The sequence below is a fragment of the Thalassospira sp. SN3W genome, from assembly GCF_038070535.1.
Lineage (GTDB): Bacteria > Pseudomonadota > Alphaproteobacteria > Rhodospirillales > Thalassospiraceae > Thalassospira > Thalassospira xiamenensis.
Genome location: NZ_CP121124.1, coordinates 2,751,432 through 2,776,304, shown reverse-complemented (window position 1 = coordinate 2,776,304; position 24,873 = coordinate 2,751,432). Strand labels below are relative to the sequence as shown.

Below are 24,873 nucleotides of genomic sequence, written 5' to 3'. Positions count from 1 at the left end.
TTTATCAAATCCATGAGAGAGATTAGATCAAAAATTTAATCTCGAAATATTAGATAAATATAAATTTCAAATATTTATATACAATGATACGGTATGGAGAATATCTTTATAATTGAGCAAAAACATGGAAAAAATAAATAAGTACCTGTTGGACACCAATGTTTTCAATCACGTTTTGGATGATCTTGCGAATTTAGACCATTTTACAAATCACAAATTATTCGTAACTCATATTCAACTTGATGAAATCAAACAAACTTCTTGCGTTGATAGACGAGCACAGTTGCTTTCACGGTTCCAGACTATTGATGCAGAATCCATTCCCACAAACGCGGCAGTTTGGGGCATCTCAAACTGGAATGAAGCAAAATGGGGCGATGCCAACGGGCTCTATGAAAAGTTGCTATCCAGGATACAAAACCTTGATAAGGCCTCAGGTAAAAAGAAAAGACCTGAAAATCAAAGTAGAGATGCCCTGATAGCTGCCACTGCTATCAGTGAAAACTTCGCGCTCATTACAAATGATCACAATCTAACTATAGCAGCTGAAGAGTTTCATTGTACGGTCATTGACCCTAAAAATATTGAGTAAAAATAAAACCACTCACCTCAGAGATCCGAAGAAATCCTTCAAAAGCTTGCCCGCCTCGACCTCGCCAATCCCGCCATAGACTTCGGGGCGGTGATGGCAGCTTGTGCTTTCGAACACGCGCGGACCGTGATCGATGCCGCCGCTTTTGGGATCATAGGCCCCGAAATAAACCCGCCGCAGGCGGGCAAATGAAATGGCGGCGGCACACATCGGGCAGGGTTCCAGCGTGACATACAGATCACAATTGGGCAGGCGCGGCTCGCCCTTGGCCCCGGCAGCGGCACGGATCACAAGGATTTCGGCATGGGCTGTCGGATCATTGAGTTCCTCGGTCAGGTTGCCGGCACGTGCCAGCACCTCGCCACTGTCGGCATCGACCAGAACCGCACCAACCGGCACCTCACCGCGCCTTGCGGCGGCGCGCGCCTCATCTAGCGCCATATCCATAAAGCTGTCTGCGCTCATGATCTGTTTTCCATCCCGGAAAAGCAATTGCCCCCAACGGGCACATTGCGGGTTTGATTTGTTTTGTTTTTTATCGGGCGTTAAGCATATGAGATTGCAATCTGTGCAAGGATCGGTCAAGCGGTGATAAGATCGCGACCGATTGCACATATGCGTGAATTGCCGTTGCCCTTCTAACGCACCGGGGTTAGTTTCCGGCCAAATTCATGGCATCGCACATATGCAAAGCAACCATCAGCCACCACCAACGGGATTTGACAGAACATGAGTGCCAGAAAACCGATCATCGGCATTACCCTTGATTCCGAGGAACCCGGTGGCTATTCCAAATTTCCGTGGTATGCGCTGCGTGAAAACTATGCCGGTGCGGTCACGGCGGCGGGTGGCATTCCGATGCCCCTGCCCCACGAGGTGGAACTGGTTCCCGATCTTCTGGATCTGATTGACGGGCTTGTGGTCACCGGTGGCGCATTTGATGTCGATCCCAGCCTATTTGGGGCCGAAGAACGCCATGACACGGTGATCACCAAAGACCGCCGCACCAAGTTTGAATGGGCGATGGCCGAAGGTGCGCTGAAACGCAATATGCCGGTTCTGGGCATTTGCGGCGGGCAGCAATTGTTGAACGTGATCCTTGGCGGGTCATTGATCCAGCATATCCCAGACAGTGTTGAAAACTGTCTGGCGCATGAACAGCCCAACCCGCGCAACGAGCCGGGGCATGATGTGACCGTCGAAGCCGATACCCTGCTTTCGCGCATTGTTGGCGATGTCAAAAGCCTGTCGGTCAATTCCGCCCATCATCAGGCCGTGGATAAGGTTGGCCCGGATGTGATCATCAATTCCGTCGCCCCGGATGGCGTGATCGAGGGGATTGAACATCCGGGATATCGTTATTGTCTTGGGGTGCAGTGGCATCCCGAATTTCATATCAGTTCGGGCGATGCGAAAATCTTCGACGCCCTGATTTCCGAGGCCCGCAAATGAGCGACCAGACCCCGAACCCGACCGAAGATACCGAAGAAAGCAAACCCGAACGCATTGCCAAACGCATTGCCCGTTCCGGCGTTTGTTCGCGTCGTGATGCCGAACGCATGATCGAGGAAGGTTTGGTGAAGCTGAACGGCAAGGTGCTTGACAGCCCGGCCGTGACCGTCACCGACGAAGACGAAATTTACGTCAATGGCAAACCCTTGCCGCAAAAGGAAAAGCCGCGCCTGTGGCGTCTGTTTAAAAAACGCGGGCTTGTCACCAGCCACCGCGACGAGCAGGGCCGCGATACGGTTTTCGAACATCTGCCAAGCTATATGCCGCGCGTGATCTCGGTCGGGCGGCTTGATCTGAATTCCGAAGGTCTTTTGCTGCTGACCAATGACGGCGAGCTTGCCCGTTATCTTGAACTGCCTGCCACCGGCTGGGCACGCCGTTATCGGGTGCGCGTGCATGGCCGGATTGACGAGGCCAAACTCAAACAGCTTGAAGACGGTGTCACGGTTGATGGGATCAATTACGGGTCGATTCAGGCCGAAGTTGACGTTCAGAAAGACAGCAATGCCTGGATGACGGTGACCCTTCGCGAAGGCAAAAACCGTGAAATCCGCCGCGTGATGGAACATCTTGGCTGGCCGGTGACGCGCCTGATGCGTGTATCCTATGGCCCGTTCCAGTTAGGCAATCTGGCACCCGGCGATTGCGAAGAAATCACCGGCAAGGTGATGAAGGAACAGCTGGCCGCGTTCTTCAAAGGTGATTACAGCAAGGTTTCCGAAAAGAAATCAGTCGCGCGCGGCGGCACCGGCCGCCCCAAGGCACCGCGTACCGTATTTGGCAAACCCGCCGCCCCCCGCCGCCGCCAGCAGGGCAGCAACCCAAACACCGTCACCGATGACACCCGGACAGAGAACAGCTTTGAAAACCGGACACGTCCGGGTAATCGCGCCAAACCGGCCGTCGCACGCGGAGAGGTATCGCGTAGCGGCCCAGCGCGGGAAAACCGCGAAGATCGCAATGACCGCAATGATCGTAATGATCGCGGCGCTCGAAACGACCGGGATAATCGTTTTGATGATCGCGACAATACAAACCGCCCAGCCAACAAAGGCCGCGGGCGTTATGCGCCCGGTGGCAAAGCCGGTGGTGAACGTAACAACGATGGCGGCAAATCGTTTGGTGGGGGTCGCGGCAAGCCGTCTGGCAATACCGGTGGCAACAACCGCGGCAGCATTGCCGATGGCAAACCCGGCAACCGCCCGGCGGGACGCAGCGGATCGAAACCGGCGGGCAATCGTCCGCGCGGCAAAAAGGGTTAAGGCAGAATGCGGATTGTTGGCGGAAGTCTTCGCGGGCGGCTTTTGACCGCGCCCACCGGGCGCGATACACGCCCGACACTGGATCGCGTTCGCGAAGCCCTGTTTAACATCCTGACACATGCATCGCGCTGGTACGAGGACGACCAGAACCCGCTTTATGACGGACTTATTCTGGATGCCTATGCCGGTTCCGGGGCGCTCGGCCTTGAAGCCATTTCACGCGGTGCGCAAAAGGCGGTTTTCTTTGACCTTGATCGCGGTGCACTGGCCGCCATCGAACAAAATATCGCCGATCTGAAACTGGGTGATAAAACCCGCGTTCAACGTGCCGACGCGACCAAACCGCCACGTGCCCCCGAACCGGCCAGCATGGTGTTTCTTGATCCGCCCTATCAGAAGGATTTGCTTGGCCCCAGTATTGCGGGACTGGCAAATGCCGGTTGGATCAATGATGAAACGCTGATCATTGCCGAACGCGATCCGCGCGAACCGGCACCGGAAGTCGACGGCCTTGAAACCCTTGATAGCCGCAAATATGGCCGCTGCCAGATCGATATCTATCGCCTTGGCGCTGCGTCCTGAACCTTTATTGATTTCCCGGCTGTGTTATGGTGGGCTGCCTTTCGAAATGTCAGGCGATGTTAAGCAATGAAGCTACTGCCCCCGACAGCACCCGATCCTGAATTTGGTCGCCGCCTGCGCCAATGGCGCCGCGAAAGCGAGATCAAACAGGCACGCCTTGCCGATATTGTCGGCGTGACACAGGCAACCGTATCGCGATGGGAAAAGGGTTTGCAAACGCCCGCCCCGCTTCAGATCGACCTTTTGCATCAGATGATGACGCGCAACCGCAATTTCCGATTGGATCAGGCAATCAAACGGCTGGTGATCCATTCGCGGCAACGTGTTCATCTGATCGAGGATCGCAGCCATCGTTTACTGTGCGCATCGGGACCGCGCGAAAAGGAATGGCAACGGGATTCTGGTGATCTTCTTGGCACATCCCTTTGGCGCTTTGCCACGCCGGAAATCGCACAGGCGGAAAAACGCCTGCATCATATGGGCTGGCACGAAGATCAGGCCGATCACCTGAGTTTCGCAACATCCGGGCGCAACGGCCCGCCGATGCCGATTGTCGATAAATTCATCCTGTGGGAACGTTTTTTCCTGTCCGATGGCACCGCCGTTCGTCTGACGACCGGCTTTGACCACCCACCTGCATAGCCGTTTCGCGCATATTTCATACGTGGATCGTTGTAACGGGTTTCAGCTAAAAGAAATCCGTTCTTCTGGTTTGCCCCGACCAGACAGTTTGCTGACGTAACGGATTGCCCCCTCATGCCACCGATTTTTGCAATTTTTGTTCTGTATGGCCTTGGATTGACTGCCTCGATGCAGGTTGGTCTGGTGGGGCCGATTGCCCCCGATCTTCGTGCCGGTTTTGATCTGAGCCAGGCGCAGTTCGGCCTTGTCGCATCGCTGATCACGGCGGCAGGGGCCCTTTTTGCGATTCCCGCAGGCGTCTGGGCCGCACAGGCCGGATTACGCCGTTCGCTGTTTCTGGGCGGCATCATGATGATCATCGGGGCTGCAATCTTTGCAACAGCATCAAACACCGGAATGCTTTATGTCGGGCGCCTTGTCACCAGTATCGGATATCTTCTGATTGTGGTGGGCGCGCCAAGCTGGATGGCCAATCTGGGCAATCCGAAAACCGTCGCCATGGCCATGAGCATCTGGGGCACCTTTATCCCGGTCGGCATTGCCATGGGGAACTGGACCAGTGCCGCGATTGTCGCATGGCTTGACTGGCGCATGGCGGTTGTTGCCTGCACCGTCCCGGTTGCCGTTCTTCTGCCTGCCCTGATGTTGCTGACCAAACCGCGCGACCAGCATTTCAACCGGTCCCTGACATCGGGTATTTCCGGCGTCCTGAAATCCCGTCCGGCGATGCAGGTTGCGCTGACATTCGCGGCCTTTGCCGGGGCAACGTCCGCCGCCCTTGCGTTCATGCCCGCCATGATGGCCGATAATCTTTCAATCAGCATTCCTGTGGCTGCCGCCATCATCGGCACCACCGCGATTGCCGGAAACATTATCGGAAGCGTCGGTGCCGGGATGTTTCTGGGCCGCGATGTCCCGGGCCGCCGGATCCTTGCCATCGGCCTTCCGGTGATGGCAGCCGCCATCTTCGCCCTGTTTGTCAGTCAGAACATCGTGATCAGCGTCTTGGCATTAATCCTGTTCAATATCGGGCAGGGATCGGTTGCCGGTACATGTTTTGCCCTTTTGCCGCGCATTGCCGGTCGCGATCTTTCGATGCCCGCCCTTCAGGGGATGCTGGCCCAGTTTGCCGAGATTTTCGTTGTGATTGTTCCACCGGTCGCCGGTGCCATGATCGACTGGGCAAGCTGGCAGGGGGCGGCATTTCTGCTGGCCGGATTTTACCTTGCGGGATTTGTCATTTCGCTTCGATACCGCCCGGTCCGCATCGTAACCGCGGATTAGTCCGACTATACAATGCGCTGTCTTGACCTATCCCGCAAAGCAGGCGACCCTCTTTGCCTGACAAAAGCAGAGGGCAAATAACGCCCGGCGCAAGGGAAACGGAATGACCTGGATTAAAGCCACCTTTATCGGCATGATATTGCTTGGCATTCTTGTGATTTCCGCGTTCTTCATCTGGCTGGCACCGGTCGGCGCGGGCTATACGGCCAAAATCATGTGTTCGGCCATTTTTGTGAATGGCCTGCCATCGAACCGGGCACATGAAGAAGATGTTCTGGCCGATAACAATCCTGCTTTGTCGCTGATTACCGCCAATGTCGATTTGCGTCATCAGACGGTCAGCGCGCATGCATTCGGTTTTCGCAAACGGATTGCTGTTTATAGGCCCAATCTGGGCTGCACACTTTCCGATGATCCGGCACGCATAGAACAGCTTCGCACGACAAGCCCGTTAATTCGCCCGATCCCGGCCCAGCCGCTTCGAACGGCATCCGTGCCTGGCAATATCGACCGGCGCGCCTTTAGCACCATTCTTGCAGACGCGATGGACGAACCCGGCACCAATGCCTCGCGGCGCAGCCGGGCTATTGTTGTTTTGCACCGGGGCAAGGTCATTGCCGAACGTTATGCACCTGGCATCACCGCCAGCACCCCCCTGCCCGGCTGGTCAATGACCAAAAGCGTCTTCAATGCCCTGCTTGGCCGCATGCAGCAGGAACATATGCTCCCCGGCGTTGACGGCCCGGTCCTGATCAATGAATGGCAATCACAGCTTAACGATCCGCGTTCGGTTATCACCTATGACCAATTGCTGCATATGAGCAGCGGGCTGGCATTTGATGAAAGCTACTGGAACCCGTTATCGGACGTGGTTCAGATGCTGTTTGTCGAACCGGCAGCCGCCGGATTTGCTGTTGCCCGCCCGCTTGAACATCGTCCGGGCACCGTCTTTGCCTATAATTCCGGGGCGACAAACATTCTGTCGGCTGCGATGCGCAATATCAGTGGCTCGTCCCAAAGCTATCAGCGTATTCCGTTTGATTTGCTGTTCCGGCCGCTTGGCATTGGCAATGCCGTCATTGAAACAGATCAGGACGGTTATTTCATCGGATCGAGCTTCATGCATGCCACCGCGCGCGATTGGGCCAAGATTGGCCAATTGTTCCTGCAGGATGGCATCTGGAACGATGAACGGCTGCTGCCCGCGGGTTGGGTCGATTATTCCATCACCCCGGCACCAGCGGCCCCAAACGGCATCTATGGCGCACATTGGTGGCTTGAACTTCCGGGGGCACGCGACAGCGATGGAAATCTGCGTGACGATGGGCCGCCTGTTCCCGATGACGCGTTCTTTGCCCTTGGTCATGACGGACAATCGATCAGCATCATTCCATCAAAGGACCTGGTGATCGTGCGTCTGGGACTGACGCGCGACAGAGATGCCTTTGATCTGCGTCGCTTTGTCGGATCGATTGCGGCCCTGTTTCCCGATATTGTCGCCCGCAACGGGGATACGACCGTAGAAGTCGAAAGTGCCCGTCAGGTCGCGGAATAAGGGATCCATGGATCTAAATTTCGGATCAGGTGATTGCCTCCGCCAAACCCAGAACACCCATCACTGCCCCGCCGGCACCCCCGGCCAGAACAAGCGCCCAGACCGGCATTACGCGCCATTGCAAAACGACGAACGCAAGGGCCACAATAACCACGTCCTTTACGTCATGGATGGTTCCGGTCCAGATCGGGTCATATAAAACCGATGCCAGCAAACCGACAACCGCCGCATTGATCCCGGCCAGTCCGGCGCGCATTTTGGGTATATGCCGCACGCGATCCCAGAACGGCAATAACCCGATCACCAGAAGAAACGCGGGCAGGAAAATCGCGATCAGGGCCACAGAAGCGCCCCAAATTCCCCCGGCACCATTTTGCAACACAGCCCCCAGATAGGCCGCAAACGTAAAGATCGGCCCCGGCACGGCTTGGGTTGCACCGTAACCGGCAAGAAACACATCCAGATCGACCCATCCGGGGGCAACCACGGCTTCCTGCAACAGCGGCAGCACCACATGCCCGCCGCCGAAAACCAGTGCGCCACTGCGATAAAACCCGTCAAACACCGCAAGCCAGGGCGATGGGACAATATTGGCCAATAAAGGCAACCCGATCAGCAACAGAACAAACAGGCCCAAGGCACATATGGCCCCCTTCGGCGATAGGCCTGCACCAAGGCTTCCCTCTACCTTTCCATGATCACCGCGCAGAAACACAAAACCGGCAAAGGCCCCGCCGATAATCACAATTGCCTGCATGCCAACACTGTTGATCGCGATCATCAACGCCGCCGCAATCAACGCCAGTATGGCGCGCGGGACATCGGGGCATAAGCTGCGTGCCATCCCGACAAGCGCATGCGCTACCACACCAACCGCAACCAGCTTAAGCCCCCAGATCACCGGCCCGGTCGCCGCCAGATCAGCCGCCGAAAGGCCAAGCCCGAGTGCGGCCAGAACGATTGCCGATGGCATGGTAAAACCGAGCCATGCCACAAAGGCACCGGCAAGCCCCCCCAGCGACATGCCGATCCCCATGCCAACCTGCGAACTGGCCGGACCGGGCGCAAATTGGCAAAGTGCAACCAGATCGCCGTAGGTTGCATCCGAAAGCCACCTGCGGCGCAGAACGAATTCTTCGCGGAAATAGCCGATATGGGCGACCGGCCCGCCAAAGCTGGTTAACCCCAGACGCAGAAAAATCAGGAAAATCTGCCAAAGGCGTAAATCGGGCTTGGCCAGGTTTTGGTCGGTCATGCTTTCCCCGTGCTCAGATCACTGCGGTCCCGATGGAACCAAGCGCGAAGGATAATGGACGCAACCGCAGGGCCAAAGCCCAAAGCAGCCGATTTTGCCGACTTCATCAAACCATCACAAAACGCCCGACCAAGACATTGAACAATATACCATTCTTTCCACGCAGAGCTTTGACCGGGAACTTTTTCCGGGTTTTTGAGGAAAAGTTCTTGATTTGTTCTTTTCGTTGTGGCATAAAGATAAAGTCAACAGGACAAATGGGTCCGGAGACAAAACCCGCAAAGCGTGATTCGCCTTTGCGGGTTTTTTGCGTTTCGGGCGGCAAAAACAGGAATGGGATGATGACGGGACAGCGATCTGATTGTCTGAAAGGACGCTGGCGGTATCGCCAACGGGCCGTGAATGGCGCATGGAAAAGTCATTACGGCGGTGGTGTGTTCGGGCCGTGAGGCCGTCGGAAACTTACGAAAACGGGTGTTTATCATGACGGGAGAAATGTGCCCTTGGGGCAAGGGCGTTTGTTCGGGGCAGCGGGGGCTGGGCCAAGTTGGTTCGGTCCGGTCGGTGAAGTGTGACAATGCCGAGAATCAGCGGGCCCGAATTGCGCCCGGATTGGATCGGCACGGGATCGTCTGACCGGGATTGGCTGGCAGGATCGGTTGTCAGTGGGCCGATGGTGCGTTCGGACATGCCGAAAGGGCGGTCATCGATGGCGGGAGTTGTGTGTCTGCCATGCGGCAACGTGTGGCCCTTGGGGTGAGGTGCATTTGCGGCGTCAACCGAGGGCGGCGGGTGCTTGTTCGGGGCAGCAGGGTCCGTCCGGGGTGCAGTTGGTGGCGTTTGGCAATGCCGGGGGCAACGGGCTTGGCTTGGCGGGATTGGATCGGTTTGCCCGGAGCAGCGGGCAGGATTGCTTGCCAGCGGATCGATGGTGCGTTCGGACGTGCCGAAAGGCCGGTGATCGATGGCGGGATTTGTGTGTCTGCCATGCCGCAACGCCGTTGCCCTTGGGGTGATGTGTGTTTTGGGGCAACCGAGAGCGAGCAGCGTTTGTTCGAGGCAGCAGGGTTCGGGTCGCGGTCCCTCTGATTGGTGGCGTTTGGCGATTGATCAAAACTGTCATTCCGGGCGCAGCGAAGCGCAGACCCGGAATCCATGCCCCGTTGAAAGAGACTGGATTCCCGCCGTCGCGGGAATGACGATCAGGTTGATAATGCTTTGTCAGCGGTCCGGGGTTGGTTGGCTGGCTGGATTAGCCGGGCGGTTGGTCAAATCGTCATTCGGGGCGCAGAGCCGGAATCCACATCCCATCGAAACGGAATGACGATCAGGTTGGGAGTGTGGTGTCAGCGGTCTGAAACGCCCGCCGCCGTGAGGCAACGGGCGTTCTCGTGAATGTCAGGAGGACCTAGCGGAAGGCCGGCTCGTCAAGGGAACGCAGTTTGCGCGAATGCAGCTGGTTGACCTCGTTTCGCAGGGTATCGATGGTATCAAGACCGACCTGAAGGTGTTGACCGATACGCTGGCGATAGAAGTTGTTGGCCATGCCCGGCAGTTTCAGTTCGCCGTGTACCGGTTTATCGGAAACGCACAGCAACGTGCCGTAAGGCACACGGAAACGGAAACCGTTGGCGGCAATCGTGGCGCTTTCCATATCCACCGCAATCGCCCGCGACTGGTTCAGGCGGACAAACAATTCGCTGTAACGCAGTTCCCAGTTCCGGTTATCCGTGGTCGCCACGGTCCCGGTCCGCATGCGGGCCTTCATTTCGCGCCCTTTAAGACCGGTGATCTTGGCCACCGAATTGGCAAGGGCGACCTGCACCTCTGCAATCGGGGGCACCGGAATCCAGAGCGGCAAATCGGAGTCGAGCACATGATCGTCGCGCACATAACCATGGGCCAGAACATAATCGCCAAGAAGCTGGCTGCGCCGAAGACCGGCACAATGGCCCAGCATCAACCAGCAATGCGGGCGCAGAACGGCAATATGGTCGGTTGCGGTTTTGGCATTTGACGGACCAACGCCGATATTGACCAACGTCACCCCAAGCCCGTCTTCACGGATCAGGTGATAGGACGGCATCTGCGGCAATTGTGCGACCGGTTCGCCGCTTTCGACCCAGCCCTTTGGCGCGTTTTTGCGAACATGGACTTTCGGGCCTGGTTCGACAAAGGCGACATAGGGGCTTTGGGAGTCTTCAAGCTGGAGCTTGGCGAATTCGATGAATTCGTCGACATAGCGCTGATAGTTGGTGAACAGCACGAATTTCTGGAAATGTTCCGGCAGTGTCGCGGTGTAATGCCGCAAACGCGCCAGCGAGTAGTCAACACGTTCGCCGGAAAACAGCGAAAGCGGCTTTGGTCCCTCGGTAATGCCGTAATGCACACCATTGGCGATATCATCATCGGTGCGCGCCAGATCGGGCATATCGAAGATCATCTGAAGCTGGCGGATGTCGGTCGGGCCGATATTGTCGGTTGCGGTTTCAACAAGAAACGGCAATGGAATCGGGCGATCCGACACACCAACGACGACCGGCACGTCGTGGTTTTTCAGCAGAAGTTCGATCTGTTCACGGTAATATTGTTCGAACAGGTCCGGGCGCGTCAGGGTCGTGCCATAAATGCCGGGGTCACGCGGCGCACCGTAGGACAGTGTGCTTTCGACATGCAATTTCTCGGGCGGCACCTCGATCCCGAGATACGGGTAATAGGCGCGCACAGGCGTGGATTGCTCGCCGTTTCCAAACCGGATAAATGCGTCGCGAACGGACTCTGCACCCGTCGTATAAATTTCCTTGATACGGGCAATTGCCTTTTCGGCGTCAGTAAATTCAAACAGATCGCGGACCGATCCGTGGACGTCGGATACCATAACAGGTTGCTCCTTTTTCTTATTGTTGTATTGAGCGAGAGATTTATCACCGCTAGCCTTGCCTCTGGCAACCCCCAATTCATGCATGGCCGAGCATCAAAACGGCGGATCCGTTACGCAAAGTTGGGATACCGATTGTGTCGGAGGCGCATAAAGCCGGGCCACACGGAAACATGCCAGACATATATGTCGGGATTATTTTCAAAAAATCCAAATGACAGTTTTGATGCATGGCTCATAACCATGACGCGAAATTCATCCCCGCACGGGGATGGAAAGCATCGATTCGCGGCCTCATCGCTGGCAGGGCAGCATCAAGACAAAAAAAGGGCCGAAACCAAGAGGTTCCGGCCGATTTCGGAGAAGGGCCTTAGACGTTGAGGGAAAAGACGATCAACTCCGATGCATACTTTATCTGACCGTTGGTCAACAAAGTCAATAAATTTTCGCTTCAATGCACTATTGCATTTAACGCATCACTCATGCAGGAGACCGGCACCTGAAGCCAGAGACTTCAATTTTTTAAGACGACGGTAACGCAGGAGATCAACTGTCTTTCCGTCACTTAAATGATCTTTTTCGAAATCACGGACAATTCCTGCGGCGCGCGGATCCGATTGGACAAGATCTTCGATATCGCCCTTGTCTTCATCGTCAATGGATCCGTGCACGTAACTTACGATGTCGTCCTTGCCGTAAACAGCAAGCACATGGGTCATCAGGCTGCCTCCCCCACGAACCGCGATGCGTGTTCCCGGGCTTCGATACGGCCGACGGAAGAACGCAGCTTCCGGCGTGCGCGACCTACACGGGATTTGACCGTGCCAATCTCGACATTCATCTGGTCGGCGGCGTCCTGATAGGAAACTTCATCAACAGCCGTCAAAAGGATCGCCTGACGTTCCTGTTCAGGAAGTTCACCAAGGATACGATCGGCGTCACGCAACTGCAAACGGGCCATCTGGTTGCTGCCATGTCCATAGACATCGCCCAGATCATCCCAGTCGACATGATGCCCGCGGGTTTTCTCCCGACGTTTGCCAGAAATGAATGTGTTGAAAAGGATCCGGTGCAACCAGGCTTTAAGGCTGGTGCCTTCTTCAAACTGGTCCTTCTTGCTGATGGCTTTCAGCAAGGTGTCCTGCACGAGATCCTGTGCACGGTCCATGCTGCTGGTCAGCCGATAAGCATGGCGACGCAGAGCGGGAACGTGATCTTCAATTTCGTTCATAACTTGATCAGACATCACAACCTCCGTTTTTGGATGTCCCCACCGTAACAAAAGAAAATATTATTTAAAGTAAAATCGTATGGTTCACTTAGGCAATACAATGAACCTGCTTCAAATCATTAACAACAACAACAAGCTCAACAAACATAACCACATCAATATGATCATTGTACGCAGATAACATTTAATCATTACTTTACATTACTTGATCAGGTTGCGTTGACTGGTTCAGTTCAGGAACCTGGTTGTAATATGTAGAAAACGGAGGTAACGTAAGTTACTCCAAAATTTCTGAACACGTTGCGTATCAATGGTTTCAGACGCACCCTAGAACGTCTGAACTTAATGAGGGCCCACGAGTGTCAACCTCGAAACGAACTGAAAAGCTTCAGATTATGCTCGACGACGATGAGCTGAAGTTCATCGACGATTGGCGATTTGAGCATCGTATGCCAACCCGGGCAGCAGCCATTCGTGAACTGATTCGCCGCGGCTTGGTCTCCGAGGATGTCGAAGATCCGGAAACCGAAGGGAAAACCACCACCGATTTCCGGATTGAAGCGGAATAGTCCAAAGAGATTTTTTTCAATATCTCTGAAAAAAGCCCGGCAAATAGCCGGGCTTTGTTGTTTCTATCTCGATTTTGCGTGTTTTCGGATTAAACCGAATCACCTTTCTCGGGCTTTTCAAGCCTGTCAGGTTTCTTGCCCTCGAAAAGACGGGCGATCCCGACACCGAAACCAAGAACCAGCAACCACAAACCATAGTAGCGCAAGGCACGCGATATCCCGATGGCGACAAGAAACAGCCAGAAAGGATATGTCGTCGCCCCGGCCGCCAGAGCGGCAAGCTGCATGGGTATCGGCGCGATACTGATTGCAAAGACAACCCAGAATCCGCCTTCTTCGAATTGCTGTTCGACCTTCTGGAATTCCTGCTGCCCGCCGGCTGTTTCAATGATCGGCTGGATAAGCTCGCCCGACAGGCCGTAGGCAATCAAATACAGGAAAACCGCACCGGCAACGCTGCCAAGCAATGTAACGGTCGCAACAATCACACCGCGCCTGCGCGATGCTGCCATGATTGGCGCAATCAGGATTTCAATCGGAATGGGAATAATCGTGGTTTCAAGAAATGAAGCCACCGCAATGCCGCCAAGTCCTTTACGACCGGCGGCCAGTTTTTCCAGACGCTGCTGCCAGACACGCCACCATCCGACAAGACCTTTATTGTTTTGGTTTTGGTTTTGGTTTTGGCTTTTGTCTTCTTTTTCCATAGATGCCTCTGACTGAACATCGTCAAACGTAAAGCGGCCCGCCCTTCACGTTAAAGGGCGGGCCGCGGACACCCGGAACACCACATCACCGAGTCAAGGTTGTGATGTCTTATTCGGTGGCATGATCATCCGAGAGCGCCTGCTCAGCATTGTTGAGAGCCTCAAGGGTTTTGGCCTTCATGGTTTCCCAGGTATCAGCCGATGCATCCTTGGTTTCTTCATACGCCTCGTTCAGATTTTCACTGGCGCCGTCCCAAGCTTCTGCAAGTTCATCCACAGCGTCTTCGCTTTCCTCGCTGACACTTGCGGATACTTCATCGTATTTCTCGCCAAGCTGATTGGATTTTTCTTCAACCCAGGCAAGAAATTCGTTCTTTTCTTCATAGGTGAAATCTTTGGCATCTTCATAGCCGGCCTCTGCCTTATCAGCCATTTTGTTGGCATCCGATTTCATCGCGTCATCGGTTGCCATCGTGCCTGTCTGATCCGAGCTTTTCGATGCATCTGCATAAGCCGGTGCAGTCACGGCAACAGACATCATAATAGTACCAGCCATAAGAACAGTTTTATTCAGCATCACAACCTCCTGGTTATTAAACAACAGCGCTTTTTCTTTCGCACTGCTTGCCCATTCAAACGGGTGATCCAAAAGAATGTTCCAATTATTCCGATTTTATTTTCTGGAACATTTGCTTTCGGGTGACGTTTTTGGGGCATGCGTTCGGGATATGCCCGGCCGCCAATAACGGGGTCGGGGTCAGAGCGACAGAACGTTATAAAGAAATACAGGAGTTAAAAATGGCACACAGCAGTATGCAGAGCGTTGCGAAAGAATTTCCGGTCAAAACCGGAGTCGACCGCAAAGACCGTCGCGAACTGGCCAAGATGCTGACCAAGATCATTGGCTCGTCGCACGTACTGTATGCCAAAATTCGCGGGGTTCACTGGAACGTGGTTGGTCCGGCCTTCTATTCGCTGCATAAAATGACCGAAGAGCAATATGAGGACCTGAACGAAGCGATTGACGATATGGCAGAACGCATTCGTGCAATCGGCTTCCAGGCCCCCACCGGCCTTGCGGAAATGATGGAACATTCCGTGGTCAAGGATCAGACCAAACTTCTTCCGGCCAATGACATGGTCAAGGAACTGGTCGAAGACCACGATAGCGTATCGCGCCTGTTGCGCGAAGGTGTTGCAGAGGCCGAAGCGGCAGAGGACGTCAAGACTGCCGACCTTCTGACGGAACGCATTGGCGTTCACGAAGAAGCGGCATGGATGCTTCGCGCAACCATTTCCTAAATCACACATTGTAAAACCGGCGCCAGATTGGCGCCGGTTTTGTGTCTCAATCTTGCCGTTCTGTTCGAGCATGGTAAACAGGCAGCAAGTCCCGCACCCGTTTTGGAGGCATCAAGGTGAAATCGACCGAGTTGACAGGCAAGGTTTGCATCCTTCTGACACGCCACAAGGTGCCCGACGCATGGCGGGACAATGGTGCAGAACCATTGCGGGCCATTTTCGAGGATGCCGGTTATCGGGCCGAACTGGAACTGTGTGACGATCCCGTCGCCATGAATGACTTCATCAGCGCGTCCTGCGAACGGGGCGATATTGTCGTGATCGGCGGCGGTGATGGCACGATCAATGCGGTTATCGATACCGTGATCGAGGCGGGCGTGGTGATGGTTCCCCTGCCGCTTGGCACGGCAAACGATTTTGCCCGCAGCCTGTATATCCCCGACGATATCCTTCAGGCCGCGCGCGCGGCAATCAATGGCCAGATTGCCATGCTTGATATCGGTCGGGTCAATGGCAAAAGCTTTGTCAATGCGGCCAGTATCGGCGTCCCCGCCGATGCCCGAAAACGCATTGACCCGGATCTGAAACGCTGGACCGGGGCCATCAGCTATGCGGTGGCGAACTGGCAAAGCTGGAACGACATGAAGCCACTGGAACTGAGTGTGACCTGTGGCGACAATCCGGCAAGAAATCTGAAACTGCGCCAGCTGACGGTTACCAATGGCCAGTATTTTGGCGGCGGTTTGCGTCCACGCGAAAACAAACGCCTTGATGACGGCAAACTTCACATGTTTGCCATTCAGGCCAATGTCGACACATTATCGGGCATGGATATTGCGGCTGAATTGCTGTTTGGCTCTGTTGATGACAGCTCATATGCGATCAGTCAGGAATGCGACGACATCCGCCTTGAAGGTGGCGAAGGTGAGCCTATTCTGGCCGACGGTGAAATCATAAGCCAGTTGCCTGCGCACTTCACCCTGGAGGCCAAGGTTCTGCCGGTTTTCGCCCCCAACGCCTTTCACGGCGAGACGGACCGCACGGCATCGTTTCAGGATCAGGAAATCGTCAATGACGTTGCGCTCGACGCGCTTGACCTTTCGCTGCGGCTATCGGCCATCTACCCCATGGCCACAGACAACCAGATGAAGGCGATCTGCCACGATACCGCCAATCGCCTGCGTGACATCAATCGCCGTCTTGAACTGGCCCTTCGGCCCTATGGCCTGCCGACATCGTCCCCCGATCCGGATCTGCACAGTCTGGAACAGTTACGTGACCGGGCAATGTCATGGATGCTGCCCGATGCCGATATGCGCCTTGCGCGGGGTCTGAAAAACCAGTCCGTAGAACTCGGAAAGACACTTGATCTATGTGCTCTTGACGATATTCCGGGCGACATATCCGTGCCCCTTAAGGATATGAAGGAGCTTATCGGTGATTTGCAGCAAAGTCTGGATGAATTCCAGGCATAGAAAAGGCGGGATTTTCCCCGCCTTTTTCTGATTTGATGTCTGGCGGCTCAGTCTTCGAGCCCGGCCAGACTGCGGGCAAATGATTTGGCCTCGAACGGACGCAAATCCTCGGCACTTTCGCCCACCCCGATTGCATGAACCGGTTTGGCAAATTTTTCGGCCAGTGCGACAACAACGCCGCCCTTTGCCGTGCCATCCAGCTTGGTCACGATCAGGCCGGTGACATTGGTTGCCTCGGAAAAGACTTCGACCTGGGAATGGGCATTCTGACCGGTGGTGGCATCAAGCACCAGCAACGTATCATGCGGGGCGGTTTCATCGCGTTTGTGAATGACACGGACGATCTTTTTAAGTTCGTCCATCAGATGCGCCTTGTTCTGTAAACGCCCGGCCGTATCGATCAGCAAAAGGTCATAACCTTCGCGCTTGGCCTGATCAATCGCATCAAAGGCAAGCCCGGCGGCATCGGCACCTGTATCACGCGCAATCACCGGGCACCCGGTCCGTTCGCCCCAGACTTTGAGCTGTTCAACAGCGGCGGCACGGAATGTATCGCCCGCCGCCATCATGACCTTAAGCCCCTGATCGCGGTAGGTTTTGGCAAGTTTTCCGATTGTGGTGGTTTTGCCCGATCCATTAACGCCAACCACAAGGATCACATGGGGCTTTTTGGTCGCATCAATCACCAGCGGCTTTGCCACGGGTTCGAGAATTTTGGCGACTTCGGTGGCGATGAATTCCTGAATCTCGGCGGGATCGACTTCCTTGTCGAAACGGGTACGCGACAGCTCCGCACCCAGTTTTGCCGCCGTGGTGACACCCAGATCGGATGTGATCAGCAGATCTTCGAATTCTTCAAGCGCATCGTCATCCAGACGGCGCTTGGTGAAGATATCTGCAATCCCGGTGGTCAGTTTCGAGGAGGAGCGTTTCAACCCGTCTTTCAGTCGGGCAAACCAGCTTTTTTTCCCCTCTTCACTCATCCCGCAAGCTCCGCTTTCAATTTTCCGTCTTCAACGCCAATGACTTTGGCCTTTGCAATCGAGCCCGGTTCTATCACGCGATCGAGCGTAACGGGAGCAAAATGCTCCGTATGTCCGGTATTTTCCTTTTCCACCAACACATTTTCGGTCAGGCCGATGCGTGATTTCAGGAAATTGTTCAACTGAATTTCACCGGCATCACGAAGCGCGCCTGCGCGTTCCTTGCGGATATCCTTGGGCACCTGGGGCATACGGGCCGCCGGTGTTCCCGGACGGGCGGAATAGGGGAACACATGCAGGTAAATCAACCCGCATTCATCGACAAGACGCAGGGTATTTTCCGCCATTTCGTCGGTTTCGGTCGGGAAACCGGCAATGATATCCGCCCCGAAGGTCACATCGGCGCGAAGCGCACGGACCTTGTCACAGAAATCGATGACATCCTGACGCAGATGGCGACGTTTCATGCGTTTGAGCACCATGTCGTCACCCGCCTGAAGGCTGATATGCATATGGGGCATCAGGCGTGGTTCGGTTTCGATCAGGCGGAAGATATCCTCGTCGACCTCGACCGGGTCAATCGATGAAATCCGCAGGCGCGGCAGTTCGGGCACCTGGGCCAGAAGACGGCGCGCCATCTGCCCCAATGTCGGCTTGCCCGGCAGATCATGACCATAGGAGGTGATATCCACCCCGGTCAGAACCACTTCGCCGTAACCGTTGGCGACCAGTTCGCGGACCTGAGTTACAATCTCGCCCATCGGCACGCTGCGCGAATTGCCGCGGCCAAACGGGATGATGCAGAATGTGCAGCGATGATCACAGCCGTTCTGGACCTGCACAAAGGCGCGTGCGCGGCCTTCGAAGCCTGAAACCAGATGGCTTGCGGTTTCCTCGACCGACATGATGTCATTGACGACAACACGTTCATGTTCGGGCATCAGGAAGGTTTCGGCCTTCATCTTGGCATCGTTGCCAAAGATGCGGTCGATCTCGGTCATTTTGGCGAATTTGTCGGGATTGACCTGAACAGCGCAGCCGGTCACGAAAATCTTGGCATTGGGGTTTTCGCGACGCAGGCGACGGATGCTTTGACGGGCCTGGCGTTCTGCCTCGGTCGTAACCGCGCATGTATTGATAATGATCGCATCATCAAGACCGGCATTTTTGGCATGGTCGCGCATCACCTCGGATTCATAGGTGTTCAGGCGACAACCAAATGTAACGACGCGCGGCTCTGTCATGCTCGCCCTTTTAATGATCCATTCCGGTTTGGAAAACACTTCCGTCGGCGCCAGCCAATGATTTGCCTGCTGCCAGTACGGAAAGTCCGGCAAGCTCAATCGCCTTGCCGGGCGCTGGTTACATACGCTTTTAGCAGTTTTAATGCAAGTCTGGCCGGTTCATGGCACACATGCATCAAGCACGGACGGAATTCTATTCGGCGGCAAAATTGCGATTGCGGCCATCCCTCTTGGCCCGATAGAGCGCACTATCCGCGCGATCAACGACCTTGGCGGCCCCTTCGCCCTTAACATATTCGGCCACACCGACCGAAACGGTCATGTGACCGAATGACGTCCCGCTTGATTTGGCGCGCACCTCGCGGGCGGCAATGCGCTTGCTCATATCATCGGCCAGCATCATCGCATCCCTGAGCGGTGTTTGTGGCAGCAGGATTGCAAACTCGTCCCCGCCATAGCGCGCCACCAGATCCCGCCCCTTGGTATTGGCTTTGATCATGGACGCGATCAGAACAAGGATTTCATCGCCGATCCGGTGACCGTATTTGTCGTTCACCGCCTTGAACTGATCAAGATCGACCATCATCACGCAAAATGGTTCGTCAATGTTCCCGCTATCAAACTCGACGCAGCAACTGGCCAGGACTTCCTCGAAATGCATCCGGTTGGAAACACGGGTCAGGCCATCGGTGTAGGATCGTTCGCGGGTTTCATGCAGTTCACGTTGCAGATGGGCGATTGTCTTCAGATAGTCGCCAAGCTGTTCATGCAGGCTTTCGACAGTCGTTTGCATCCGCCCGGTATGCAGGACCACATTGTGAATGACTTCGTCGGCCTTTTCACCGCTTTTAAGGGATGTTTCCGCCCTCCCCAGCACATCGCTGTAAACACGTAGCTCGTCGCGGGTGCTGGAAAGGCTGGCATCGCTATTTTCGACAACATCGGAAAAATCTTCCATGCCGCGCTGAAGAAAATCAGCCGCCTGCCGGTCAAAGATATAGCGGTAGTAAAGTTGCAGCAGCGTTTCTTCGCCAATCGTCTCGCCGGTTGCTTTGACAGCATCAATCACGCGGAGGATTTCCGGGTTTTCCTCGGCGTAATAAACGAACCAGACATGGTAAAGTTCGGGTGTCGGACGCAGCCCGTGATCGCGCAAAGCATCCAGCGTTGCCTTGGCATAATCCCAGTGCTTCGAGACATAATGATCCGTCGCTGTCACAACGGTACTCCACCTGTTGATTGCCCATCATATTTCAGAGAGCCTGAGCCCGCGGAGGCATCCTGTTCGCAAGGAACTTAGCCTAATCCGCGGGCCTCAGCCACGCATCCATAATGGTAATCACTCGGTGATCTACAGCCGAAAGGACTTAAATCAGCTGCTCCGGATCATTGTACCGGCCCCGCGTTCGGTGAAGAGTTCAAGCAGGACCGCATGCGGTGCACGACCATCGACGATTACCGCGGCCTCGACCCCATTGCGGACTGCATCCATGCAGGTTTCCGTTTTCGGGATCATACCGCCCTGGATCGTGCCATCGGCAATCATTGCATTGATACTGTCGATATCCGCGTCACGCACCAGTTGCTTGTCGGCATCAAGGATACCTTTGACATCAGTCAGCATATAAAGGCGACGGGCACCGACAGCCTGTGCAATGGCACCAGCAGCCGTATCAGCATTGATATTGTATGTCTGACCGTCTTCACCAACCCCTATCGGTGCAATTACCGGAATAATGTCGGTATTGATGAAGCAATCAAGCACATGCGGATTGACCTCGACCGGTTCGCCGACAAAGCCCAGATCAAGGACCTTCTCGATATTGCTTTCGGGATCGCGTTTGGTGCGTTGAAGTTTGCGCGCCTTGATCAGATGGGCATCCTTGCCACACAGACCAACGCTGACACCCCCGGCCCGGTTGATGTTCGAAACGATTTCCTTGTTGATCTTGCCAGCCAGAACCATTTCGACAACGTCAATGGTCTGCTGATCGGTGACGCGAAGGCCATCAACAAACTCGGACTGAATGTTAAGTTCCTTGAGCATCTGGCCGATCTGCGGACCGCCGCCATGAACCACAATCGGGTTCATGCCGACCTGCTTTAACAGGACCATATCCTGGGCAAACAGGCGGGCCAGTTCCGGGTCCCCCATGGCATGCCCGCCATATTTAACCACGATCGTCTGACCGTTATAGCGTCGCATATAGGGAAGAGCCTCGGACAGGACCTTGGCGCGAGCCAATGTCCGGTAAGCGTTGGATTCCGAGCTTTCTTCTTCAGAACGGACTTCTTCGTTCATGTCTTCTCCCCAATGTTATACGAGCGCTATCGGGTGATTATAGCAGCGTTGCGATTTCTGCGCGAAGCGCTTCAAGGCCGGTGCCTTTTTCGCTTGATGTCGCAAAAAGCTGCGACAGGGCGGCAGGGTGTTTTTTCACCGCTTCGACCACTTCGCGAATGCGTTTTTCCATCTGGCCTTTTTTAAGCTTGTCGGCCTTGGTCAGAACGATCTGATAAGACACGGCGGCTTCATCCAGCATCTTCATCATTTCAAGATCGGCTTTCATGAAGCCGTGCCGGGAATCGATCAAAACAAACACGCGCCGCAACGTGACCCGTCCGCGCAGATATTGCTTGATCACATTCTGCCATGTATCGACGATATCCTTGGGGGCCTTGGCAAATCCATAGCCCGGCAGATCGACGATATTAAGCGCCCCATCCAGATCGAAATAGTTCAACTGCTGGGTCCGGCCGGGCGTGTTCGACGTCCGGGCCATATCCTTGCGACCGGTTATGGCATTAAAAAGGCTGGATTTTCCCACATTGGACCGCCCGGCAAGGCAGATTTCGATCTTGTCTTCGGGGGGCAACTGTTCAAGTTGCGCCACCCCCAACATGAAAGTAACCGGGCGGGAAAACAGTTTCCGCCCGGCTTCGATCTGAGCCGATTCAAATGTCGGGATTGCAGTTGCCGATGGCAATTTTTCTTCGGTCATTGTCGTTCCTTGAGCCCCGCGGGGCGTAACACGCCCCTGCGGGAAGGATGGGGGATCAAACCCCCATCTTGTACATGATGTAGCGCTGCTGTGCGATCGACAGCGTGTTGTTCCATGCCCAGTAGATCACAAGACCCGCCGGGAAGCTTGCCAGCATGAAGGTAAAGATCAGCGGCAGGAACATCATGATCTTGGCCTGCGTCGGATCAGCCGGTGCCGGGTTCAGTTTCTGCTGCAGGAACATGGTGATCCCCATGATCAGCGGCCAGACACCGATCATCAGCATCTGCGGCGGATCCCACGGGATCAGACCAAACAGGTTGAACAGCGAGGTTGGATCCGGTGCCGAAAGGTCCTGAATCCAGCCAAAGAACGGTGCGTGGCGCATTTCGATGTTCACGAACAGCACCTTGTAAAGTGCGAAGAACACCGGAATCTGAACGACGATCGGCAGGCAACCCGATGCCGGGTTGATCTTCTCGCGCTTGTAAAGCGCCATCATTTCCTGCTGCTGACGCTGACGGTCATCCTTGAACTGCTCACGCATCTTGGTGATTTGCGGCTGCAGTTTCTTCATCGCACTCATGGATTTGTACGACTTGTTGGCCAGCGGGAACATCACCGCCTTCACCAGAACCGTGAAGATCAGGATGGAAACGCCGAAGTTGCCCACCAGATGGTTCAGCCACTGCAGGAACAGGAAGAACGGTTTGGTCAGGAAGTAGAACCAGCCGAAATCAATCGCGAGGTCGAAATTCTTAATACCATAGTCATTGGCATACTGATCAAGAAGCGACACTTCCTTGGCACCGGCAAACAGACGGGTTTCCGAAGCGGCTTCCGAGCCGGCCGCAACGTTGCGGGCCGCACCAAGATAATCCGTCTGGTACTTGTCGGAATTCTCGGCAACATGGTGGCTGAAACGCGTGGTCAGGGCCTCGTCCGAGGACGGTGCCAGCGCAACCAGCCAGTATTTGTCGGTAATGCCAAGCCAGCCGCCAGTGGTTTTCTTTTCCACGGCACCGTCTTCGGCAAGATCATCATAATCGATTTCGGTCAGGGTGCCGTCAATGACACCAAGCGGACCTTCATGCAGGATATAGAACCCTGCCGTGGTCGGCTTGCCCTTGCGCGAAATCAGGCCGTACGGATACAGCGTAACGTCCGAACCGCTGTCGTTTTTCACCGACTGCTTGATCGAGAACATATAATTGTCGTCGATCGAAATCTCGCGGTTGAAGGTCAGGCCGCTGCCGTTGTTCCAGCTCAGCGTTACCGGTTTTGACGGGGTAAGCTCGTTGGAGCTTGCCGTCCACTGGGTGTCGCTATTGGGAACACTGACCGACCTGTCTGCGGCAACCCAGCCGAATTCGGCAAAGTACGCATTGTCGCTACCGGTCGGGTTCAGAACGTGGATCAGCGGGCTGTCCGGTTCTTCGGTCTCGCGGTAATCCTGCAACTGGATGTCGTCAATCACGCCACCAACCAGACGGATCGAACCCTCGACGCGCGGGGTTTCAATCTTGATACGCGGAGCTTTTGCAAGTGCTGCGTCGCGGTTGACGACCGGAGCCGCCGGTGCTGCACCACCTGGTACGCTGGGCACGTTCGAGGCAGACTGCGGTGCAGTATTGCCATTGACGTCAAGTTGTTCGCGAACTTGCGCTTCTCGATCCTGCGGCGCAGGTTCGGGAGCGAAAAAGAATTGGAACCCGACAAGGATTGCGACCGAAGCTGCAATCGCAATCCACAGGTTACGTTGTTCGTTCATCGCCTCTTTCCGCTTTCGTCCGGCGGCGCAAGACGCCTGACCGGTATTCTATTTACATGACTAAAGCGCCGTTAACCGGAGTTCATCCTCCGACGGCGCTTTGTTTTGTTCACAGCCACATCCGGGCACGGGATCATAACCATGACCACCCCATGGATGGCAACGCATTATCCGTTTAAAACCCATCCAGCCGCCTTTTATTGCCCCATGGCGGGCAAGTGCCTCGATCATATAAGCCGAACAGGTCGGCTGATATCTGCAGGACCACCCGATATAGGGCGATAAAAAGAGCTGGTAGCCGCGAACCGCGATTTGAAGAAGACGCGCCAAGGGGCCCACATTCGATCCGGGAAGGTTACTCATTTAGCAGAGTCTCCTGCCTTCGTCGCACCACCGGGCCTTGATCCACGTCCCTTGCGGGGGCGCTGGCTATCGGGGGCGGAAGGTTTGGCATCCGGAATACGCCGCAGGGCAAACCGCATATCATCAACCAGTTTTTCAAAATCCCGGTCAATGGTCTGCTGACGACCGATCACGACATAATCCCAACCGGGCAATGCCATATCCGCCATCAATTGGTCCGCCACAGCACGCAAACGCCGCCGAACGCGATTGCGAACGACGGCCTTGCCCACCTTTTTGGTGACGGTAAACCCGACTCGTGCAAGTCGATCTTCACCGGCGTATTCTGTGTCCGGTTTGATCCCGGGACGCGGAGCGCCCTGAAGGATCAATCCTTGTGTAACCCATTTCCGGCGGGTGCCTGCGACGCGAAGAAACTCTGCGCGCTTTTTCAAGCGTTCCACCGAAACGGTCACAACATTAGGCCGACAGACGCTTGCGGCCCTTGGCGCGGCGTGCGGTAAGCACACGGCGGCCACCGACGGTCGCGCTGCGGGAACGGAAGCCGTGGCGGCGTTTCCGTACGAGTTTGCTTGGCTGGTAGGTGCGCTTCACTGCACTTACTCCGTTCTAATAAAGGTAATCCGATAAAATTCGAGGTCCGCTGTATAGGACTTCACACCAT

Annotated in this window: 26 protein-coding genes; 10 read left to right on the top strand and 16 right to left on the bottom strand. The window is 55.2% G+C overall.

The annotated features are described in order from the left end of the window. The first annotated feature begins 112 nt into the window (after positions 1–112). Positions 113–592: a PIN domain-containing protein gene (locus tag P8T57_RS12475; RefSeq protein ID WP_341363277.1), complete on the top strand. Its 480-nt coding sequence runs from the start codon at positions 113–115 to the stop codon at positions 590–592. Positions 593–604: 12 nt separating this feature from the next. On the opposite strand, the gene P8T57_RS12470 is transcribed toward P8T57_RS12475, so the two are convergent. Next, positions 605–1,057, bottom strand: a complete 453-nt coding sequence (locus tag P8T57_RS12470) for a nucleoside deaminase (protein ID WP_007091239.1) — start codon at positions 1,055–1,057, stop codon at positions 605–607. 264 nt (positions 1,058–1,321) lie between these two features. Between P8T57_RS12470 and P8T57_RS12465 the strand changes: the two genes are divergently transcribed. From P8T57_RS12465 to P8T57_RS12440, 6 genes are all read left to right on the top strand, one after another. After that, complete coding sequence (locus tag P8T57_RS12465; protein WP_037991064.1) at positions 1,322–2,044, top strand: gamma-glutamyl-gamma-aminobutyrate hydrolase family protein; 723 nt, start codon at positions 1,322–1,324, stop codon at positions 2,042–2,044. Continuing rightward, positions 2,041–3,366 (top strand): pseudouridine synthase, encoded by a 1,326-nt coding sequence (locus tag P8T57_RS12460; protein ID WP_084716632.1) that lies wholly within the window; start codon positions 2,041–2,043, stop codon positions 3,364–3,366. Before P8T57_RS12465 ends, P8T57_RS12460 begins: the two co-directional genes overlap by 4 nt. 6 nt (positions 3,367–3,372) lie before the next feature. Continuing rightward, complete coding sequence (gene rsmD / locus P8T57_RS12455) at positions 3,373–3,948, top strand: 16S rRNA (guanine(966)-N(2))-methyltransferase RsmD (RefSeq protein WP_341363276.1); 576 nt, start codon at positions 3,373–3,375, stop codon at positions 3,946–3,948. Between the two features lie 66 nt (positions 3,949–4,014). After that, positions 4,015–4,590 carry a helix-turn-helix transcriptional regulator gene (locus tag P8T57_RS12450; protein ID WP_063093265.1) on the top strand — a complete coding sequence of 192 codons (576 nt, stop codon included), beginning with the start codon at positions 4,015–4,017 and terminating at the stop codon, positions 4,588–4,590. Positions 4,591–4,704: 114 nt separating this feature from the next. Next, positions 4,705–5,874: an MFS transporter gene (locus P8T57_RS12445; RefSeq protein ID WP_341363275.1), complete on the top strand. Its 1,170-nt coding sequence runs from the start codon at positions 4,705–4,707 to the stop codon at positions 5,872–5,874. A 103-nt stretch (positions 5,875–5,977) separates the two neighbouring features. Further along, positions 5,978–7,429, top strand: a complete 1,452-nt coding sequence (locus P8T57_RS12440) for a serine hydrolase (RefSeq protein WP_341363274.1) — start codon at positions 5,978–5,980, stop codon at positions 7,427–7,429. A gap of 25 nt (positions 7,430–7,454) precedes the next feature. On the opposite strand, the gene chrA is transcribed toward P8T57_RS12440, so the two are convergent. The 4 genes from chrA to P8T57_RS12420 all read right to left on the bottom strand — a co-directional run bounded on the left by chrA (position 7,455) and on the right by P8T57_RS12420 (position 12,808). Next, entirely contained in the window at positions 7,455–8,684 is a 1,230-nt protein-coding gene (gene chrA, locus P8T57_RS12435) for a chromate efflux transporter (RefSeq protein WP_341363273.1), read from the bottom strand. Between the two features lie 1,408 nt (positions 8,685–10,092). Further along, complete coding sequence (locus P8T57_RS12430; protein ID WP_071239469.1) at positions 10,093–11,562, bottom strand: AMP nucleosidase; 1,470 nt, start codon at positions 11,560–11,562, stop codon at positions 10,093–10,095. Positions 11,563–12,038: 476 nt separating this feature from the next. Then, complete coding sequence (locus P8T57_RS12425; protein WP_007091249.1) at positions 12,039–12,281, bottom strand: hypothetical protein; 243 nt, start codon at positions 12,279–12,281, stop codon at positions 12,039–12,041. Further along, positions 12,281–12,808, bottom strand: coding sequence for a sigma-70 family RNA polymerase sigma factor (locus P8T57_RS12420; protein ID WP_007091250.1), 528 nt, complete (start codon positions 12,806–12,808; stop codon positions 12,281–12,283). Before P8T57_RS12420 ends, P8T57_RS12425 begins: the two co-directional genes overlap by 1 nt. Before the next feature lie 380 nt (positions 12,809–13,188). Between P8T57_RS12420 and P8T57_RS12415 the strand changes: the two genes are divergently transcribed. Further along, positions 13,189–13,362: a hypothetical protein gene (locus P8T57_RS12415; RefSeq protein ID WP_007091251.1), complete on the top strand. Its 174-nt coding sequence runs from the start codon at positions 13,189–13,191 to the stop codon at positions 13,360–13,362. Between the two features lie 89 nt (positions 13,363–13,451). Here the strand turns inward: P8T57_RS12415 and P8T57_RS12410 are convergent, their stop codons facing one another. Together P8T57_RS12410 and P8T57_RS12405 are read right to left on the bottom strand one after the other, a co-directional pair. After that, positions 13,452–14,069: a VTT domain-containing protein gene (locus P8T57_RS12410; RefSeq protein WP_341363272.1), complete on the bottom strand. Its 618-nt coding sequence runs from the start codon at positions 14,067–14,069 to the stop codon at positions 13,452–13,454. Positions 14,070–14,178: 109 nt separating this feature from the next. Further along, entirely contained in the window at positions 14,179–14,718 is a 540-nt protein-coding gene (locus tag P8T57_RS12405; protein ID WP_341363271.1) for a hypothetical protein, read from the bottom strand. A gap of 149 nt (positions 14,719–14,867) precedes the next feature. On the opposite strand from P8T57_RS12405, the gene P8T57_RS12400 reads away from it, so the two are divergent. Both P8T57_RS12400 and P8T57_RS12395 read left to right on the top strand, forming a co-directional pair. Continuing rightward, positions 14,868–15,371: a DNA starvation/stationary phase protection protein gene (locus P8T57_RS12400; RefSeq protein ID WP_037991679.1), complete on the top strand. Its 504-nt coding sequence runs from the start codon at positions 14,868–14,870 to the stop codon at positions 15,369–15,371. 116 nt (positions 15,372–15,487) lie between these two features. Further along, on the top strand, positions 15,488–16,846 hold the full coding sequence (locus P8T57_RS12395) for a YegS/Rv2252/BmrU family lipid kinase (RefSeq protein WP_341363270.1): 1,359 nt from the start codon (positions 15,488–15,490) through the stop codon (positions 16,844–16,846). A 47-nt stretch (positions 16,847–16,893) separates the two neighbouring features. Here the strand turns inward: P8T57_RS12395 and ftsY are convergent, their stop codons facing one another. The 9 genes from ftsY to rpmH form a co-directional block, all read right to left on the bottom strand. Further along, a complete protein-coding gene (gene ftsY / locus P8T57_RS12390; RefSeq protein WP_007091256.1) occupies positions 16,894–17,829 on the bottom strand; it encodes a signal recognition particle-docking protein FtsY in 936 nt (311 codons plus the stop codon). After that, the gene (mtaB, locus tag P8T57_RS12385) at positions 17,826–19,073 is read right to left on the bottom strand and encodes a tRNA (N(6)-L-threonylcarbamoyladenosine(37)-C(2))-methylthiotransferase MtaB (RefSeq protein ID WP_341363269.1); all 1,248 of its coding nucleotides are present in this window, start codon (positions 19,071–19,073) and stop codon (positions 17,826–17,828) included. The genes ftsY and mtaB overlap by 4 nt, the downstream gene beginning before the upstream one ends. A 193-nt stretch (positions 19,074–19,266) precedes the next feature. After that, positions 19,267–20,292 (bottom strand): GGDEF domain-containing protein, encoded by a 1,026-nt coding sequence (locus P8T57_RS12380; protein WP_341363268.1) that lies wholly within the window; start codon positions 20,290–20,292, stop codon positions 19,267–19,269. Positions 20,293–20,445: 153 nt separating this feature from the next. Next, a complete protein-coding gene (gene argB / locus P8T57_RS12375; RefSeq protein WP_007091259.1) occupies positions 20,446–21,375 on the bottom strand; it encodes an acetylglutamate kinase in 930 nt (309 codons plus the stop codon). 37 nt (positions 21,376–21,412) lie between these two features. Continuing rightward, the gene (yihA, locus tag P8T57_RS12370; RefSeq protein ID WP_007091260.1) at positions 21,413–22,075 is read right to left on the bottom strand and encodes a ribosome biogenesis GTP-binding protein YihA/YsxC; all 663 of its coding nucleotides are present in this window, start codon (positions 22,073–22,075) and stop codon (positions 21,413–21,415) included. A gap of 55 nt (positions 22,076–22,130) precedes the next feature. Then, complete coding sequence (gene yidC, locus P8T57_RS12365) at positions 22,131–23,846, bottom strand: membrane protein insertase YidC (protein WP_341363267.1); 1,716 nt, start codon at positions 23,844–23,846, stop codon at positions 22,131–22,133. Positions 23,847–23,906: 60 nt separating this feature from the next. Next, complete coding sequence (gene yidD, locus P8T57_RS12360; RefSeq protein ID WP_341363266.1) at positions 23,907–24,209, bottom strand: membrane protein insertion efficiency factor YidD; 303 nt, start codon at positions 24,207–24,209, stop codon at positions 23,907–23,909. Next, a complete protein-coding gene (rnpA, locus tag P8T57_RS12355; RefSeq protein WP_230729395.1) occupies positions 24,206–24,652 on the bottom strand; it encodes a ribonuclease P protein component in 447 nt (148 codons plus the stop codon). Before rnpA ends, yidD begins: the two co-directional genes overlap by 4 nt. A gap of 16 nt (positions 24,653–24,668) precedes the next feature. Continuing rightward, positions 24,669–24,803, bottom strand: coding sequence for a 50S ribosomal protein L34 (gene rpmH / locus P8T57_RS12350; RefSeq protein ID WP_007091264.1), 135 nt, complete (start codon positions 24,801–24,803; stop codon positions 24,669–24,671). Positions 24,804–24,873: the final 70 nt, after the last annotated feature.